Source organism: Microcoleus anatoxicus, assembly GCF_042465725.1.
Lineage (GTDB): Bacteria > Cyanobacteriota > Cyanobacteriia > Cyanobacteriales > Microcoleaceae > Microcoleus > Microcoleus anatoxicus.
Map to the genome: position 1 here is coordinate 484,948 of NZ_CP120853.1, position 17,675 is coordinate 502,622.

Below are 17,675 nucleotides of genomic sequence, written 5' to 3' on the forward strand. Positions count from 1 at the left end.
TGAATTCTTAAACTACTTCCGTGATGCTGACAATTTTGCCGCCTGCACGATGAATGCGCTGAATTTGCGGAGTCATCTTTGCACCGGACACCAGATATTCAGTGTTACTTAGTCGGCGAGGGCTATCAAATTTAGCCCCTTTAACTAAAATCTTGAACATCTTTTCGGTGGCATCTTTGTAAGCGCTGATCCGACCGCCGGTGGTTGGTAAAGTGATTTTGTTACCGCTATTACCAGCGACAAAATCTACTAAGCGAGAAGCGGTAAAGGCACTGTCAACGCCTGCATAACCTTGATATAGGGACAGGGTGCGATTGTAGCCGACTTGCTTTTGTCCGACTTGACTTTTTGCGCCTTGATAATTGGGGACTGTATTTTCGCCAAATTTGTCTTGGTATTCTTGACTGTCGAGGTAAGAATCAATTTCTGCCTCGTAGCCTTTTTCGATACAGGTGCAGATATGCTCAGATAGTTCTGCTTGGTCTAAGGGAGCGCGACCTAACAAATGTTTAAAGTTGAGTTCGACAAAGCGGTAGGGAGCGCAAGATTCAAAATACCGACTACGATAGAAGTCGGATTTAGCTACAGCACGGACAAATTCCCGTACAGTCATGCCGCCATCGCATAATTGGGATTCGGCGACGGTTAGGCGCTCGCTTTCCATGACGTGAGGATTACCCAAAACTTGCTTGTAAACGGCGCGAATTACGGCCTGTTTATCGTCGGAGCTGCTAGTAGACCATAGTTCTACGGGCGCATCTAAAACAACACTCATTGACTTTCTCCTACAAATAAATAATGCTTCAAAACTGAGAATTAAGGATTGCCTAAAAACGCTCAGGGACGTAAATTCCCTAAGTCGTTAAGGCATAAGTTTAAGCCGTTTTTAGTTGACAGCAGTGATGCTGGCAATTACGCCACCTTGTTTGTGGATGCGTTGATATTCTTGCGAGAGGCGATCGAATGGTACAAGATATACTTGATTGCTACGACGGAATTTGGAGACTTTGTTCATCACCGTGGTTCCTGAAGAGCGATATCCAGTTACTGTAATGCGATAAACTTTGCCTTCTGCTTGTGCACCTAATCCAGCACGGCTACGTGCATTCATAGCGTACTCTTGGAATGCCCAACCGTCTCCAACTGTGCCACCGGAAGGGGGAACGATTGGTAAAGGGGTTTCTTGAATGACGAATTTATTCAAAACAGGGGCTTTTCCAGAAATGCTGCCTTTGAAATCGCTGCTGGAAGCGCCGCGCAAGAGGGCAAACATATGAGTAAACCCAACCATGTTTTTTCCATGTTGGGTTTTGTAGCCACGGTAGTAGGGAACGATATTTTCCCCGTAGGCGTTTTGATATTCATCGCTGTCGAGGTAGGAATCAATTTCTGCCTCGAAGCCTTGGGTATCTAAGATAGTGCTATGTGTTCTCATTTCTTCTAGGCCATCGGGAGCGCGACCGAGAAGATGTTTGAAGTTGAGTTCAATGAACCGATAGCGAGGACAAGTGTCGAAGAAGCGAGAACGATAGGCGTCTGATTTTGCCAGAGCGCGGACGAATTCGCGTACACTGAGTTCACCACGTTTGAATTGCGATTCAGGAATTATGGCTCGTTCACTTTCCATGACGTAGGCATTACCCAAAACGTGCCGATAGACAGCACGAATTATGGTTTCTACTTCTTCTTGTGAATGTCCTGGCATCAGTTCTAAAGATGGTGTTTCTTCAAATAAACTGACTCCAAGTCGAGATGCAGGTCCAAAAACCATTTAAAAAATCTCCACTATTGTGTTATGAGAAAATTTACCATAATTAGATGTTAGATTAGAAAAATTTACATATTGTAATATTACAGTTTATGTTACTGTTTTTTTGTACTACAAAATTGGTGTCTTTTTGCCTGTAATTTTTTGATGGCAAGATGTGTGACTGTAGTATGCTTGGGGTTTTCTGACCGATCGCCCAACCGCGCAAATTAGACCAATGGTACTTCCGTGGCAAAGCTTTGGCGCTTTTCAAACCATAAAGAGCCGTTGTCGGAGCCCCAGATCTGTTGATGAGTATTTACATCCATACCGCGATCGAGACTACTCCAAGTTGTTTCGGTAATTTCCACGTCACTGATGAGGTAGGTCAAACAACCTTTTTTTTCAATCAGACACTGGTTTCCAGGCTCTACACTACCTCGAAACATTTCTCCGTCTCGTTGGAAAACCATCGAACAATTGTAGCGTCTTTGAATACAATCGGGTTTAATTGTCTTGAGAATGCTTAATTCTCGTGCTGCGCCGGCGTATTGTACTGGATCGTTGAGACTATAATTTTCAATATAAATTTGTTCTCCTTGGTCAATTAATTTGTGAACTCCTTGACGATAGGGAGTCCAAAGGTCATGGTCATAAACTTGTTCGGAATAAAAGCCGATCGCGTTAAAAAATTCAAAGGGTAGGGGACGAAAGAGAATGTGAATATGGGCAAATTGTTGTGGTTTGGCAAAGGATTGTTTGTAGTTACTAAAATCCCCCGCCATCCACTGAGCCAGAGTGATTAAATCATTGTTTTTGACAGTATTCATACCCTATTTCCTATTTGCTTATTTCCCGGAAAGTGAACGAATTTCTGAGGAAAATGAGGCGGTAACAACTCCACTTCCTTTGCTGGTTTTGATCAGGGAAACACGAAACCGCAGATTGGGATTTGCAAACCATATTTTTTCTTCGGCGGCGGCGTTATCGTAGCTGGTGAGCAGCACAAAGGTATCATCCTCGGTGATGTGATAGTCGGCGGCGGCGGGAATGGTTTCGGCATATCCTTGATCTCGCAGTAATTTGCCGCGATTGGCGACTGTGCGATCGGGGATTGGTACGAGGATGCAACTCCCCTTCATTTCGGCGTTTTCATCCCAATCTGAGTGTCCCTCCCAGACCATTTGAAAGGGGCTTAGTGCTTGGGTTGGGTCTATGTTGTAGGACTTGCAGAGGTCGATGACGGCTGCATCATCGGGTGAGACTGCCACGATATCAATCACTGATTCTATAGCTTCAAAGTGTCTGAAAGTCAAGTGATGGGCGCTACGTTGCGATCGCCATTGTCCTAGTGAATTTTCAACAAACTGCTCGATGTTCATAAGTAGAAGCAAGAAGGAAGTATAACCCTGTTAAGAACAGGCACGATGCCCGTTCCACAATCTTGATGAGAAAAGTCTATTGCAGCCCATAGATTATCACATTTTCCTAGGATTGCCTAGACAGGCGATCGCAACTCTTAACCTTTGACTAGGCGCGGCCTATTTTCCCATCCCCTTGACATCGAATTATCACCCATTTCCTAGATAACTAAATCCTTTTGACTGCGGTTATGTTTTATTTTTCTTTAGGAAATGAGGAGATACCGGAAAACAGCATTAGCAGTCCGCCACCCAAAATGGCGATCGCCAATAAACCTACAACTAAATCTAACCCCGATGTATTTTCCACTAAATAATTCTCCCATTGTATTTAATCAACCGCGGGAAAAAAGAAGGCAGAAAATTAGAAACCTAAAAAAAGTAACTTCTTTCCTCTTCTTTATTCCCTCTTCTTTATTTAGCCAATTCCTGTTCAATTGCAGCAATCAACTCAGGAGATTCCGGGCCTACACTGCTGCGAAATCTAGCAACCACTTCACCTTGTTTGCTGACTAAAAATTTCTCAAAATTCCAAGAAACCTCGCCCTTGGGAGCCACAGAACTGGTAAGCTGAGCATAAAGCGGGTGTTGTTGACTACCTTTAGCGTGTACCTTATCGAAAAGCTCAAAACTGACACCGTATTTTGTAGTGCAGAATTCGACAATTTCTGAGTTAGTACCAGGCTCCTGAGCACCGAAGTCGTTACAGGGAAACCCTAAAACCCGGAGACCCGCATCGCCGTACTTTTGATTCAACTCTTCGAGTCCTTTGTATTGAGGCGTATAGCCACAGTAGGAAGCTAAATTCACGATCAAGAGTACCTTACCAGCATACTCTCCTAGCTGTTTGTCTGCGCCTGCGATCGTTTTTACTGTAATGTGGGAAATGGTGCTGGTCATTTTCTAATACTTTTAGACTTTTCCAACACAATCATACCGCAATTTGGAAAATTTTTTCCAAAAATGCAATTAGTCCATCCGGTTAAACTTTCGGTAAAACCAGATGGGAAGTTGGGTTCTCTCGCTCAACCCAACCTCTAAGCGTTATTTATCAAATTAGCCCCCAGCTCAGATTTCCTAGTTTAACTATCTGAATAGCTGTCCATCAATTTTTGATAAGTTTCCTCAAGATCCTGGTTTTCCAGAACTATTTCTATGCGGACTTTGGCGCAGCCGTGACGAGGCTGGGATTCGATTAAATGTAAAACTTTGCTAGCTTTTTGCACCGATGTAAATTCAGCGCTGACTGTTGGTAGTGACGATTTGTGATGATTAATTTCGCTCAAATCAATCCCGGTGATTTGTCCCTCACCTAAATCTATTTCGGCCAGCACCTTCGGATCGTCACCGACTTGTTCCACAATCAACTTTTCTCTCTGAATTGGTACTTGTACCATCCGAGTTTCTATTTCTTTGCGGACGATAACTTCCCCAACTTTGCGCTTGCTGCGATTGATGACCAATCGTTCTTCTAGCAGGCGAATTATTTCTCGATCGACAATATCTAAATCTTCGCCATCTAAGTCTTGGTGAATTTCCGGGCTTTCCACATTGTCCATGGGGCGCAAGTCGGCATCGGTTTCATTAGACATAATTGCTACGGGAGGAGTTGGGTTGCTGTGACTGAGAACCTTTGGGGATGCTGGATTTTCTAAATGCTCAGGGCTGTCATTAGCTGATTTTAGTGGCAGCATCTCTATTTGCTCTAAGCTGAGTTTAAATGACAGGATTTTTTCCTGATAATCTACTGTGTTGAGTTGCTTAATATTTAATAAAACAAGCCGTGGGTTTTCCCCCTGCTTTCCGGCGACTAAAAAATTGAGTTTTCCACTATTATCGAAATAGACATCTTTGATTTTACCTACTAACTCACCGTCCCGATCTTTGACTATAAAAGTTTTAAGTTTTGTTCTCACTTTTTCGGGAACTCGGTTGAAATTGGTAGTTCCTTTTGGTGGTTGATTTTTTTTAACTGAGGGTTGGTTGTTCATTTTTAAAAGTTTCCTACTAATTTACATTAAAAACGCTATATATAGCCTGGGTAGTGAAAGATGAGGTACGATAGAGAATTGGTAATTGGGAATAGGGAATTGGGAATAGGGAATAGGGAATTGGTAATTGGTAATAGGGAATTGGTAATAGAGAATTGGTAATAGGGAATTGGTAATAGGGAATTGGTAATAGAGAATTGGTAATAGGGAATTGGTAATAGGGAATTGGTAATTAGTTATTCCCAATTCCCCATTCTCCATTCTCCATTCTCCATTCTCCATTCCCCATTCGCCATTCGCCATTCCCCATTCCCCATTCCCAATTCCCCATTCTCCATTACAGGCTTTAAGGGGTTTTTAGAGGGTGATGTTAGGAGGACAAATTGGTCTGAAAAAAACCAACTTGGCACTAAATCTATCCCCCTAAAATAGGAAGTGGGCGCTTTAGATTTTGTTATCTACAAGGGGAGTTCCATCTGTCTTAATGTCTAGTTCTTCACGGCGCAAAGTTTCTTCACCATCCACGGTGCTGCGAACTACTTCTTTTCTAACGCTGACTTCTTCGCGCACGTAAGCTTCTTTGTGAATGTCGGCGGTTTCTTCGTAAACTTCCATGCGTGCAACTTCACCGGATTGGAAGTCAACTGTACCGACTGAAACTACTCTACCTGCTTCTACGGGTGTTACTCGCTCGATGACAACTCGTTCTTTTTCGATGGGTACTGAGGCTCGTGCAATTTCGGTTTCTACACGCTTACCGACTGCTACTTCCCCTGTTTTGGCACGGTTTTTGTTGGCAATTAACCGTTCTTCATAAAGTTTGAGGGTTTGATGATTCTGTTCGTTTGTCTCGTACAGAGGACGGTCTAAATCGTAGCTGTAGTTGCTGCGATCGTAGTTAGTAGTAGAAAGATTTGATGCGGTTTCTGGCGCAGTGGTGCCGCGGTATACGTCTCTTACCTGTTCTTCGCGATCGTAATCTAGAGGCTCTAATTCATTATAAGCAGGTAATTGTTCTGCTTGCTCTTTGCTGAAAAGACCGGTTGCATAAACACGACTGGCTCCGTAGTCGAAACGAGCAGAGCCGATCGGTAACAAGACTTTTTTGCCAAAAATCCAGATCCCAGTGTCAATTACTAAATAACGAAAACGACCGGTTTCATCAACTAAAGCGTCGTAAATGCTCCCTATTTTTTCATCGGAGTCACCTGCATAAACATCAAAGCCTTTGATGTCATCTCCTGCAAAAATTTCTTCCCTATAGTTAGGATAAAATTCTTCTATTCTTTGAAGAGCCATGTCTTTTTCTCCTATGCTTTTAATTACCTTCATCCTAAGAATTTATTAGTAATTTTCCCTCTCCCTAAAGTCGGAAGTGTTGAATCTAAGCTACTTAATACTATAGGAATACAGTGGCGTATGGGAAATACCGCACTCAACTTTATGCAAAACCCCTCATTGGTTAGGTGAGGGGCTGGGGAAAATTTAAAACTTGGGGTGCATCTGTGTTTGGCAAATATATTCGTAGTGGCGAAGCATGACCGCTGTAAATCTCTGGTTATCACTAATAAATTGTCTGCGGTCATGCTTCGTCCTTACAAAATCTCCCGTTAAAACTTGGAAGTTCAGAGTTGATTTAGTTGATTTCTGATGGTTTCTATCCGTTTGCGATTGACTCCCAAGTCGGATTGTCCTAGACGTGAAGCCGATCGCACATGAATGACTTTTGCTGATTCATCTAGCAAGAATTCTACATCATCCACGAACCCCATCAAGGAACTGGTAAATTCCGCATAGAGGTAATTATCTGTTTGTTCGATAATTTTAGTTTTGTCCAAGGAGGCGATCGCCCCTTTGAGATTTGCCATGGCGACTGTGGATGTAGAATTGTATGTCAAAGGCTCAATTTTGTGTTCCGCATCTTGACTAAAGCTGCTGACACAGTTGGGGGAAGTGGGACAAGGTGCGAGTTTTCCTGACTGAATACCGATATTGGTAGGTCTTTTTCCAGCAAACATGGTTTTTTCTCCGGGAATGGCTATAAAAAGGGCGATCGACAGTATTGCTACTCCTAGCAATGACATTAAAATAACTAGCACTTTTTTTAATGCTGTCGGTGATTTTGTGTCAACGGTTTGCAAATTATTAGCCCTCATCAAGCGGAAGTTGAATCTAATCTTAATATTAATAGATATTTACTTAAAAAGATTTAGCACTTGTCTAGCAGCCAGTAAGTCAACATTTTCCCTTTGCCTTTAATCTCAGTCATCCCCCTTTCTTCTAAAACAAATTTATCTTTCAAAAGCTCATGAGTTGCCGCCGTCACTTGAATTTTACCCGACATTCCATTGGACTCCATCCGCGAAGCAACATTAACAGTGTCACCCCACAAATCATAGCTAAACTTGCTAATTCCAATAATTCCTGCCACCACCGAACCGCTGTGTATGCCGATGCGTAACTCAAAATTTTCTCCAGTTTTGAGATTAAACTGAGTCAAAGTCGCTTGCATCTCTAGGGCTAAAAGTGCGATCGCCTCCCCATGATCCTCTCGCGGTGTTGGTAAACCGCCCACCACCATGTAAGCATCTCCAATAGTCTTAATTTTTTCCAATCCGCGCGACTCAGACAACCTATCAAACTCACAAAAAATTCCATTCAAAATTTCTACCAACTGCGTCGGACTTTTGTGGGCAGAAAACTCCGTAAAACCCACCAAATCCGCAAACAAAACACTCACTTCATCAAAATGATCGGCAATCAGTGTTTGTTCCTTTTGCAAACGGAGGGCGATGGGTTTTGGCAAAATATTCAGCAGCAATCTCTCTGTTTGTTGTTGCTCCAATCTCAGCGCTTCCTCAGCTTGCTTGCGCTTAATCAACGAACCTAGCTGAGTCGCAACCGCACTAAATAATTCCCACAATCGTGGCTGACATTCAAGACTCTTGTCACAATAAAAAATGATCGCAGCTAACACTTGATCGTCAGCCAAAATCGGGAAACCGAAGGCAGCTTTTAAACCAACATTTGCTGCAAGTTGAAAACGCAGAAAAACTTCTGATTCAACTATAGAAACATCCTCAATCCATTCAGGCTGCTGGGATAGGAAAATCCGACCAGGCATTCCCACACCAGGGGCAAAAGTTAAAGGAAAACTCGTTTTTCGGAATTCTGAAAAAGTCAAATCACTAGCATACATACCTCTAGCACATTTTAAAATTTTGCCATCATTATCTGGAATCCAAGCTTCCGCCAAATTCCAGTTGATTGTTTCGCAAATTAACCTTAAAATTACATCAATCGCCGACTCAAAATCCTCAGCTTTGCTAATAGCTTGAGTAGCTTTCAATAACAAAAAAGTTTCTGTCTCAACCCGTTTACGCTCGATAATTTCCTCTTGCAATTGGTCGTTTTGTTCGGTCAATTTATGATTTTTTGCTTGCAATTGCATCTGCAAGGAACGGACAATCAGTTGATTGTTAACTCGCGCCAATACTTCTTTGACCTGGAAAGGTTTAGTAATATAGTCAGAACCACCAATTTCAAAAGCTTTTGCTTTATTTAATCCATCTTCAAGGGCACTGAGAAAAATGATAGGAATTTCCTTGAAATCCTGGCTAGATTTCAATTTTTGACATATTTCATAACCGCTAATATCCGGCATCATAATATCTAATAAAATCAAATCTGGCTGGCTAGATTCAATAGCCTCTAAAGCGGAAAAACCGTTAGTTACAGGTCTAACTTTGTACCCCTGTTTTTGCAAAATTCTAATCAACAAACGCAGGTTATCTGGCGTATCGTCAACTACTAAAATATCTGCTTGATCCTGGTCAGTTTTGTCCTGCTTCATCTGCATTTTATGATTCCTCTACCTCAGTAATTAAATTAAAAATTTTCTGGTAATCAAAATTATCTAGATGATGTTGAAGAAGATCGGCAAATTCAGGACGAGTTATCCTAATTTCCTCGATGGTGGTAGCAATTAAATCAAAGTCGGCACTGCGGATGACCTGCTTCATATTATCTATCCATTCAGCAGGCAGTTTCGGTGCAGAAGCAGGGGCAAAACGACCTGCTGAATCAGAGAGAATATTTCCCTCGCCGATTTCATCATTTCCACTTACACTCGAACCAGTTGAGCGATAAATATACTCTATCCCCAAATGTTGGTTGAGGCTATCCAATATATCTACTTTACGGAAAGGTTTGTTGATAAAGTCATCACAGCCAACCAATAAAGCAAAGGAGCGTCTTTCTTCAATTGTACTAGCTGTTAAGGCAATAATCTTCGGAATGGGTAATTCTGGAGTCAAAATATTGCTCTCCAGATTTATCTCCACCGCCCCTGGTAGTCCTTCTGTTCTTTGCTGGATTCTGGCTCTAATTTCTCTCGTAGCTTCATAACCGTCCATCACCGGCATTCGCAAATCGATGAAAATCAAATGTGGTTGCCAAGTTTCCCAGATTTCTAATGCTTCCATGCCATGACTGGCTTCTTGCAGTGCAAAACCCAAGGGAGAAAGCATTTTGATTAATAGTTGACGATTGTCTTCCCCATCGTCCACAATTAAAATCCGATATTGAGGTTGATTGGGCTGCAAGCCAATAATTTCATAGTTGATTTTCGCAGCCGGCATCGCTGAGGATTCAACTTGATTGACTGGAATCTCGAATTTAAAAATAGAACCTCGTTCCAGTTCACTTTCTACGGTAATGTCGCCACCCATAAGTCGTACAAATTGGCGGCTAATAGTTAATCCTAAGCCTGTGCCTTTTTGGGTTTTCTGACCTGATGCGGTTTGTACGAAGGCTGTAAAAACACTGCCTAAGTCTTCAGGAGAAATTCCCACCCCTGTATCTTCTACCTCAAACAGAAGAAAACACATAGAATCATCCTTAATCTCACTAGCAGCTACTGTCTGTTTCGGATTTTCATCCGGGATATTTTGAGTTAATATACTACCAGTATTTATTGGAGTTACTTCAGGACTATTTTGATTTTTACCAAGCCTCTCACTTTCATATTCTTTTTGACTTAGTTGTCCTTCTTCCCGTCGCTTAACTCTGACTACAACGCGACCAATTTGGGTGAATTTAATTGCATTACTCAGAAGATTAATCAGGACTTGGCGCAATTTTATTTGATCGGTTTGTATGTACTGCGGCACCGGGGAAGATCGTTCAAAAATTAAGTTCACTTCTTGATTTTCGGCTCGGAGTTGGAACATATCTTCCAACTCTTCTAGGAGTCTGTAAATGTCAAAACTTGTAGCTTCGAGCGACATCCTCCCGGCTTCAATTTTTGATAAGTCTAAGGCTTGGTTGATCAGAGTCAGTAAATGTTCGCCACTGCGATGAATAATTCTGAGATTGTCTCGGTTTTCGCGGGTGAGATTGGGACTTGGTTCCATGATTTGGGCGAATCCAAGTATAGCATTTAGCGGAGTTCGTAACTCGTGGCTCATGTTGGCTAAAAAGGTACTTTTAGCTCTGTTTGCTGCTTCGGCTGCTTCTTTTGCTTGTTGTAGTTCTTCTGTCCGTTCCTGAATTTGTGATTCTAAGGTGCGCTGGTAATCTACTACGACTTTTTCTGCTTGTTTGCGATCGCTAATATCTTGAAAAGTCGCGATCGCATAGGAAACATTGCCGTTGATGTCAAAAATTGGCGTAGTGCTGATTTCCAGCGCCACACTCTTGCCATTTTGGCGGAGTTCTACGTCATCAACCCTGACAAATTCTCCTCCCAGAGCCCGCAAAATTGGTAGATTATCAGGGGGATATAGCTCATCAGTATTGGCCACATACAGTTGATAAGTTGCTGCTAATTGTTCCGCCCTACTTTCCGGGATAGCCTCTGCACCCAGCAATTCCCTCGCCGTGCGATTAAAATAGGCACTCGATCCATCGGAATTGTAAACCGATACCCCCACTGGCAAAGCTTCTAAAAATTGATTTAGTTGGCTTTCACTAGCAGATAAAGCCTCATTTACTCTCTTTAACTCGATGTTTGCTTCTTGCCGCTTGATAATTTCATCAGTTAATTTTTGGTCTTGCAAGTAACTGTGAACTGCTTCTACCACTGTCAACTTCAAATCTTCATTTAGCCAAGGCTTAGGGATATAGCGATACAATTTAGCATACTTAATCGCATTGCTAAGAGCTTCCAAATCAGCTTGACCAGTCAGCATAATTGTCAGGGTATCAGGGGAGCGTTCGTGAATTCGCTTCAGCAGTTCATCTCCCTTAATATCCGGCATGATATAATCAGAAAGCACTAAAGCTATTTCATACTCATCTGCTTGCAAATCTGCCAGCAATTCTAAAGCATCTTCACCCCCTTCCGCCGTTTCAATAATACATCGATCGCCGATCGCCTTTCTCAGTTCTATTTTTAAACTGTTCAAAACATCAGGTTCGTCATCAATACAAACAATCACAGGTTTTTTCATAACTTAGCCAGCCCTGATTTGATAGTTTTTATCAAATCTTCCCCCTTCCAAGGTTTGTATAAACAGCAATATAAATCAGCGTGTTCAACAGCCCGTTGAACTGCTGCTGGGTCTGCTTGTCCAGTCAACATCACCTTCACAATTTTAGGATGTTTTTCGTGAATTTTAATTAAAAGTTCGTCCCCTTTAATTCCCGGCATCAACCAATCAGAAACCACCACGATCACCTGCTCTTCTCCCTGACAAGCCTCAATTACTTCTAAAGCTTCATCACCACTTTCAGCTAGTTCGTAAAAGTAATTATCTTTAAATTCATTTTTAAGCTGCATCTTAAGAGTATTCAAGATATCAGCCTCATCGTCAACACAAACAATTACAGGTTTATTCATCTTTTTCTCTCCTCTGTGCTTTCATTTTAGTCGATATATTCCTGCTTAATTTCAATGTACCTGATTCATTCCCCATCGGCAGCAGCCTAGGCCTCGTCCCTGTTATTTTAATATATTGGTAACGATACTGTAAATATAGTCTCCCCCGGTACTGACTCTACACTAACCTCTCCCTGATGTTTTTGAATAATTTTTCTGACAATATCTAATCCCAAACCGCTACCTTCCCCCGCCGCTTTAGTTGTAAAAAAAGGCTGAAAAATTTTGGGAATAATTTCCGGTGGAATACCTTTGCCATTATCAATAAATTTTATCAAAATGCAATCATCTCGACACATAGTTTCAATAGTCAAAGTCCCTTTATAATTCATGGCTTGGAGAGCATTGTGAACTAGATTTGTCCAGACTTGATTTAACTCATCTGGATAGCAAACGATTTTGGGTAAATCGCCATATTTTCTCACAATTTCTATCCCCTGTTTGAGTTGATTTTGATAAAGGGTTAAAACCGTTTCAATTCCCTCATGTAAATTGGCTTCTATTTTTTCTTGCTTAATATCAAAATGAGCATAACTTTTCAACGCAAATACTACTTTTCCCGACTTCGCTGTCGCTCTTTGGATTAAACTAATACTTTTTTTAAAAGTGGTAAATTGATAGGCAGTGTTTAAAACTCTTTCCCAATCTGGCAGTTGAAAAAGTGGTAATAACTGTTCGATATCATCGTAGATTTCCATATCTACTAAGGTGTCGGCAATTTCCTCTGGCTTTTCTACTTCTTTTTCTGTCAAATAAACTACTAAATTATGCTTAATTTTTCTTTTTTCTTTGCTAGTAAATATAGTTTCTCTATCTATGGAAGACCTGTAGAGCAGGTTTAAAAAATAAACTTGGCTTTGGGAAGAAATTTCTTGGAAAAATTTTGGTAAATGTTCTAAATTTGCTTCCCAAAAATTAGCAATGTTATCTATAGAAGAACCGATAATTCCAAGGGGGGTATTGATTTCGTGGGCAATGCCAGCAATCAGTTGTCCGAGGGCAGCCATTTTTTCCGATTGAATCAAATGCTCTTGGGTTGCTTGCAATTGTTGAATGGCAGTTGCTAAATCTTCATTTCTTTCTTGCAAACTGTTTTGTAGAGAACAAATTTTTAAATGAGTTTCAATGCGGGCTAAAACTTCTTCCAGTTGAAAGGGTTTAGTGATAAAGTCTACTCCCCCCACGGCAAAAGCTTTAACTTTATCCATCACGTCGTTAATCGCACTGATGAAAATAACCGGAATGTCTTTTGTGGCATCCTCAGCTTTCAGTTGCTGACACACTTCATAGCCGTCCATCTCTGGCATCATAATATCTAGCAACACCAAATCTGGGGGGATTCTCTGAGCGGCAGAAAGTGCGAGTTTTCCGCTGGGAACGGGGCGAACTTGATAGCCTTTTTTGGTTAAGATTCCTGACAAAAGATGTAAGTTTTCTGGGGTGTCGTCAACTACTAAAATATTACCTTGATGGTTTTTTTTGGAATTTGCAATCATGTCCACTTTAGTTTTCCTCGCTGTTAGCAATTGCGTTTAAAATGCTTTCGTATTCAAAATTATTAATGCTATCTTGCAGCCTGTCAGCTAGAGAGGAGTTGACAGTGCGGATTTGTTCTATGGAAAAGGCGATCGCCTCCATATCCACACTCAAAATATTTTGCTTGAATGCAGCTACCCATTCGGGAGGTAGAGAGGCGATCGCGCCTGATGCGAGCACTTCCTGGCGGTCGTCACCGGAACCGACCAGACTTACTGCTGTGGGATCTTCATAAATATAGCGTACTCCTAGGTGTTTACTAATTGCCATAAATATATCTTCCTCTCGAAACGGTTTCCGCATAAAATCATCACAACCCGCCGAAAGAATGACAGCCCGTTCTTCCTCCAAAACACTAGCAGTCAGAGCGATAATCGCCGCCGCTTGGCCTTGAGTAGTAGTTTTTATCTGTTTTGTAGCCTCGTACCCATCCATCACGGGCATTCTCATATCCATCCAAATCAAGTGTGGCTCCCACAGCGCGCAAATATCTACCGCTTCTTGACCATTATTTGCTTCTCTCAGTTCAAACCCTAGGGGGCTGAGAAGTTTGATCAACAATTGACGATTCAGGGGTTTATCGTCCACAATGAGCAAACGGTAGCGGGGCTGATTTGGTTCGAGAGCCATAACACGAAGTTTGGTTTTTTTGCTTTCAATATCAGCAGATTCCACCAGATGAACTTGGATATCAAACTGAAATACTGCCCCCTTTCCGACTTCACTACTAACGGTAATGTCACCTCCCATTAATTGTACAAACTGACGACTGATAGCTAAACCCAAGCCAGTTCCTTCTTGAGAATCTTTACCACTTTTTGTCTGTATAAATGCTTCAAACAACTGATTGATTTCGTCAGGTTCAATACCAGCACCAGTATCTTGAACTTCAAAATGTATTGAGTACCTACCAGGCTGTTTGTCACTATTGTTATAGGCTTTTTGACCGCCTTTGACTTGCAGTGACACTCCTCCTTGAGACGTGAATTTAATTGCATTGTTGAGTAAGTTAATTAAAACTTGTCGCAACTTAACTTCATCGGTACAGATATAGTGGGGAACTTTCGAGTCGCGATCGAATAATAACTGCAAGCCTTTTTCTTCAGCTTTGAGGGCAAACATATCTTCCAAATCGTCTAACAAGCGGAACAAGTCAAAGTTTTTTTCATTGATGGTAGTGCGTCCAGCTTCAATTTTTGACAAGTCTAAAACTTGGTTAATTAAACTCAGTAAATGTTCGCCACTCCGCAGGATAATCCCCACATCTTCTTGATTTTCTGGAGACAGGGTTTTGCTGCGAATCATGACTTGAGCAAAGCCGATCACAGCATTGAGGGGAGAGCGCAATTCGTGGCTCATATTTGCGAGGAAAATACTTTTAGCTTTGTTAGCTGCTTCCGCTGCTTCTTTTGCCCGCTGCATTTCGATTTCCGATTGCTTACTAGCAGTAATATCTTTGATAAAACCTTCATAGTAGAGTAAATTATTTTGGTCATCGTAAACAGCGCGGGAATTTTCCGAAATCCAAATAATACTCCCATCTTTTTGATAAATCTGCGATTCAAAATTTGATATTATGCCATACTTATTTATCAATTCTACAAATTCATCGTGACGCTTAGGATTGACGTAAAGCTGATTATGCAAATTAGGCTGGCCTGCTATGAGTTCGGCGGTGGATTCGTAGCCGTAGATATGGGCTAAAGCTGGATTGGCGCTAATGTATTTTCCATCCCTAGTGGTCTGAAAAATACCACTTAAGGCATTTTCATAAATGTTGCGGTATTTTTCTTCGGCTTCCCGCAGGGCTGCTTCTGCTTGTTGGCGATCGGTAATGTCGCTAGAAATAGATAAAAAACAAGCTTCTCCCTCAATATCGATGGTTTCTATGGAGAGCAATGCAGCTCTTTCTGTACCACTTTTATTACGAAATTTCAACTCATAATTATGAATAGCTGTTTTATTTTTTAACATTTGAATCATGCGATCGCGTTCTGCCAAAGTCGCCCAAAAGTTTAGTTCTACCGCTGTTTTGCCAATAATTTCTGCGTGACTGTAGCCCATCATCCGACAAAAACTTTCATTAACTTCTATGTGGCGACCATCGCTGATTCTGGTGAGGGTAATCGCATTAGGACTTAAACGAAAAGCTTTAGAAAACTTTTCTTCGGCTTTAGCAAGTTCTTCGGTGCGTTCGGCAACTTTTGTTTCTAAGTTTTGATTGTATTGAATTAAAATTTTCTCGGCTTGTTTGCGTTCACTAATATCTTGAAAAGCGCACATTCCGTAGATGATATTCCCTTGACTTCCGTAAATAGGAGTTCCCCAAATTTGTAAAGGAACTGTTTTGTCCCCTAGGGAAACTTCTATGTCATCCACCGTGACTGTTTTACCCTGCAAAGCATTTAAGATAGGATCGCGTTCGGCTGGATAAAGTTGCTCAGTTCCTGCTAAATAAATGCGGTAAGATTGACGTAAGTTTTCGGCATTAGATGCGATAATTCCTTGACCTATTAGTTTTTTACCTATGGGGTTAATATAATAAGGATTTCCCACGTCGTCTACAATTAGAATTCCCAAAGGTATGGCATCTAAAAATTGTTTGACTCTATTTTCACTTTCGCCTAGGGATGTAAATGACTGTTGCAATTGCTCTGCCATACTGTTAAAAGAATCGGCCAGTTCACCCAATTCATCTTGTCGATTGTTAATTAATTTTGTATCCCATTCATTATTAGCCAAAGCTTTTGCAGCCTCATTCAACCTAAAAATCGGCTTTACCACCCATTTAGCAGTCAGAATTCCCAGAATGGTAGCCAAGAGCAAAGCTGCTAACGACAATAACACAGTGATGTGAGTATTGGCATCTATTTGTTCCATAAAGTCGGACTCTGGAACTACCACGACAATCAGCCAATCCAAACCTCGATTGTCTTTAAACGGAGTTACTTGAATAAAATTTCGATGGCGATCGACATCAAAACTAAGCTGTTGAGAATTTTGAATTTTAGCTAAATTACCATAGAATTTTTCTAAATGCTGTGCCGTTTGGCGAATTACTAAATTTTCGCTTTCCGCAGCTTTGATCCGCTTGGTTTCTTTATTTTCTATGACAAATTCAGGAGTATCAGTAGAAGTTGCGATTAACATTCCCGATCGTTCCATCACAAAAGTTTGACCCGACTTGCCAATTTTCAGGCTGACCAGAAATTCTTTAATTCTCGAAAATAATAAATCGCTGCCAGCTACTCCTAACAACTTGTCATTTTCATCGTAGATTGGTAAAGCTGCGGTAATTGCTAATTCTTTAGTTAAAAAATCGGTATAAATCGTACTCCAAATTGGTTTTTTAGCAGCGGCTGCGGCTATGTACCAAGGCCGAATTCTGGGGTCATAAACCTGGGATGAAATTTCCACTAACTTGACACGGTTGCCTTTAGAGTCAGCAGTGTATCGAGACAATTTATTGCCTGTCGAACTATCCGCGGCGGAGATGAGAGTCCGATCTTGTGTACGGATGGCTCCTGAGTGTTCGCCATTTTCTTTGCCTACATAAATGATGCTAATCGAATCAAAATATTGAATTTGTTCTAGGAAATGAAGTTCGAGTTTTTGTTTGTCTTCTAGATTCAACTGGCCTAATTTTATGCCTTGAACGTTGAGGTGATTCACAATATGAGGAATTGACATATAATTTTCAATGCGGTCTTTAATGCGATCGGTAATTTCTCGTCGCAACTGAGTAGCCACATCATTGACTGCGCGCTGTCCGTTTTGAAATGACAGCCAACCGACAACTCCGACAGTGCCGACTATTTGCACTAAAAAAGGAACCACCAGGACTGTTTGTAAGGGGGCTTTGCCGATTATTTTAGTGGCCAACCGATTGAGTTGTTTAGAAAACATATTCATCCTAGATTTTCTGGGTAATTAGTAAGTGAAAATCAACTAGGTGATTAAAACCTGAAGCATTCAGGAAAAAAATCCGGTTTCTAGCTTCAGAGTGTATCTTGTCTGGTACTGACAGTATGTCAATACGAATAAACATTCGTTGAGTCCGTACAAAACCAGGACACTGTTATCTGGTATGAGGACTTGGT

At 41.3% G+C, this 17,675-nt stretch carries 13 protein-coding genes; all 13 read right to left on the reverse strand.

Annotated features, from left to right (window positions below):
• Nucleotides 1–7 precede the first annotated feature (7 nt).
• The 13 genes from P2A85_RS02230 to P2A85_RS02290 all read right to left on the reverse strand — a co-directional run bounded on the left by P2A85_RS02230 (nt 8) and on the right by P2A85_RS02290 (nt 17,481).
• Nucleotides 8–775, reverse strand: coding sequence for a phycobilisome rod-core linker polypeptide (locus P2A85_RS02230; RefSeq protein ID WP_340521747.1), 768 nt, complete (start codon nt 773–775; stop codon nt 8–10).
• A gap of 111 nt (nt 776–886) precedes the next feature.
• On the reverse strand, nt 887–1,771 hold the full coding sequence (locus tag P2A85_RS02235) for a phycobilisome linker polypeptide (RefSeq protein WP_340521749.1): 885 nt from the start codon (nt 1,769–1,771) through the stop codon (nt 887–889).
• Between the two features lie 206 nt (nt 1,772–1,977).
• Nucleotides 1,978–2,577, reverse strand: a complete 600-nt coding sequence (locus P2A85_RS02240; protein WP_377477275.1) for a chromophore lyase CpcT/CpeT — start codon at nt 2,575–2,577, stop codon at nt 1,978–1,980.
• An 18-nt stretch (nt 2,578–2,595) separates the two neighbouring features.
• The gene (locus P2A85_RS02245; protein WP_341733376.1) at nt 2,596–3,129 is read right to left on the reverse strand and encodes a phycobiliprotein lyase; all 534 of its coding nucleotides are present in this window, start codon (nt 3,127–3,129) and stop codon (nt 2,596–2,598) included.
• Nucleotides 3,130–3,582: 453 nt separating this feature from the next.
• Entirely contained in the window at nt 3,583–4,068 is a 486-nt protein-coding gene (locus P2A85_RS02250; RefSeq protein WP_377477276.1) for a glutathione peroxidase, read from the reverse strand.
• A 182-nt stretch (nt 4,069–4,250) separates the two neighbouring features.
• Nucleotides 4,251–5,159 carry a YsnF/AvaK domain-containing protein gene (locus P2A85_RS02255; RefSeq protein WP_377477277.1) on the reverse strand — a complete coding sequence of 303 codons (909 nt, stop codon included), beginning with the start codon at nt 5,157–5,159 and terminating at the stop codon, nt 4,251–4,253.
• A 444-nt stretch (nt 5,160–5,603) separates the two neighbouring features.
• Nucleotides 5,604–6,458: a DUF2382 domain-containing protein gene (locus P2A85_RS02260; RefSeq protein WP_377477278.1), complete on the reverse strand. Its 855-nt coding sequence runs from the start codon at nt 6,456–6,458 to the stop codon at nt 5,604–5,606.
• Nucleotides 6,459–6,784: 326 nt separating this feature from the next.
• Nucleotides 6,785–7,300: a DUF1499 domain-containing protein gene (locus P2A85_RS02265; RefSeq protein ID WP_377477279.1), complete on the reverse strand. Its 516-nt coding sequence runs from the start codon at nt 7,298–7,300 to the stop codon at nt 6,785–6,787.
• 68 nt (nt 7,301–7,368) lie between these two features.
• Entirely contained in the window at nt 7,369–9,018 is a 1,650-nt protein-coding gene (locus P2A85_RS02270) for an adenylate/guanylate cyclase domain-containing protein (protein WP_377477280.1), read from the reverse strand.
• 1 nt (nt 9,019) lies between these two features.
• A complete protein-coding gene (locus P2A85_RS02275) occupies nt 9,020–11,611 on the reverse strand; it encodes a response regulator (RefSeq protein WP_377477281.1) in 2,592 nt (863 codons plus the stop codon).
• On the reverse strand, nt 11,608–12,000 hold the full coding sequence (locus P2A85_RS02280; RefSeq protein ID WP_377477282.1) for a response regulator: 393 nt from the start codon (nt 11,998–12,000) through the stop codon (nt 11,608–11,610). Before P2A85_RS02280 ends, P2A85_RS02275 begins: the two co-directional genes overlap by 4 nt.
• 107 nt (nt 12,001–12,107) lie before the next feature.
• A complete protein-coding gene (locus P2A85_RS02285; RefSeq protein ID WP_377477283.1) occupies nt 12,108–13,535 on the reverse strand; it encodes a response regulator in 1,428 nt (475 codons plus the stop codon).
• Nucleotides 13,536–13,542: 7 nt separating this feature from the next.
• Nucleotides 13,543–17,481 (reverse strand): PAS domain S-box protein, encoded by a 3,939-nt coding sequence (locus P2A85_RS02290; protein ID WP_377481253.1) that lies wholly within the window; start codon nt 17,479–17,481, stop codon nt 13,543–13,545.
• Between the last annotated feature and the right edge of the window lie 194 nt (nt 17,482–17,675).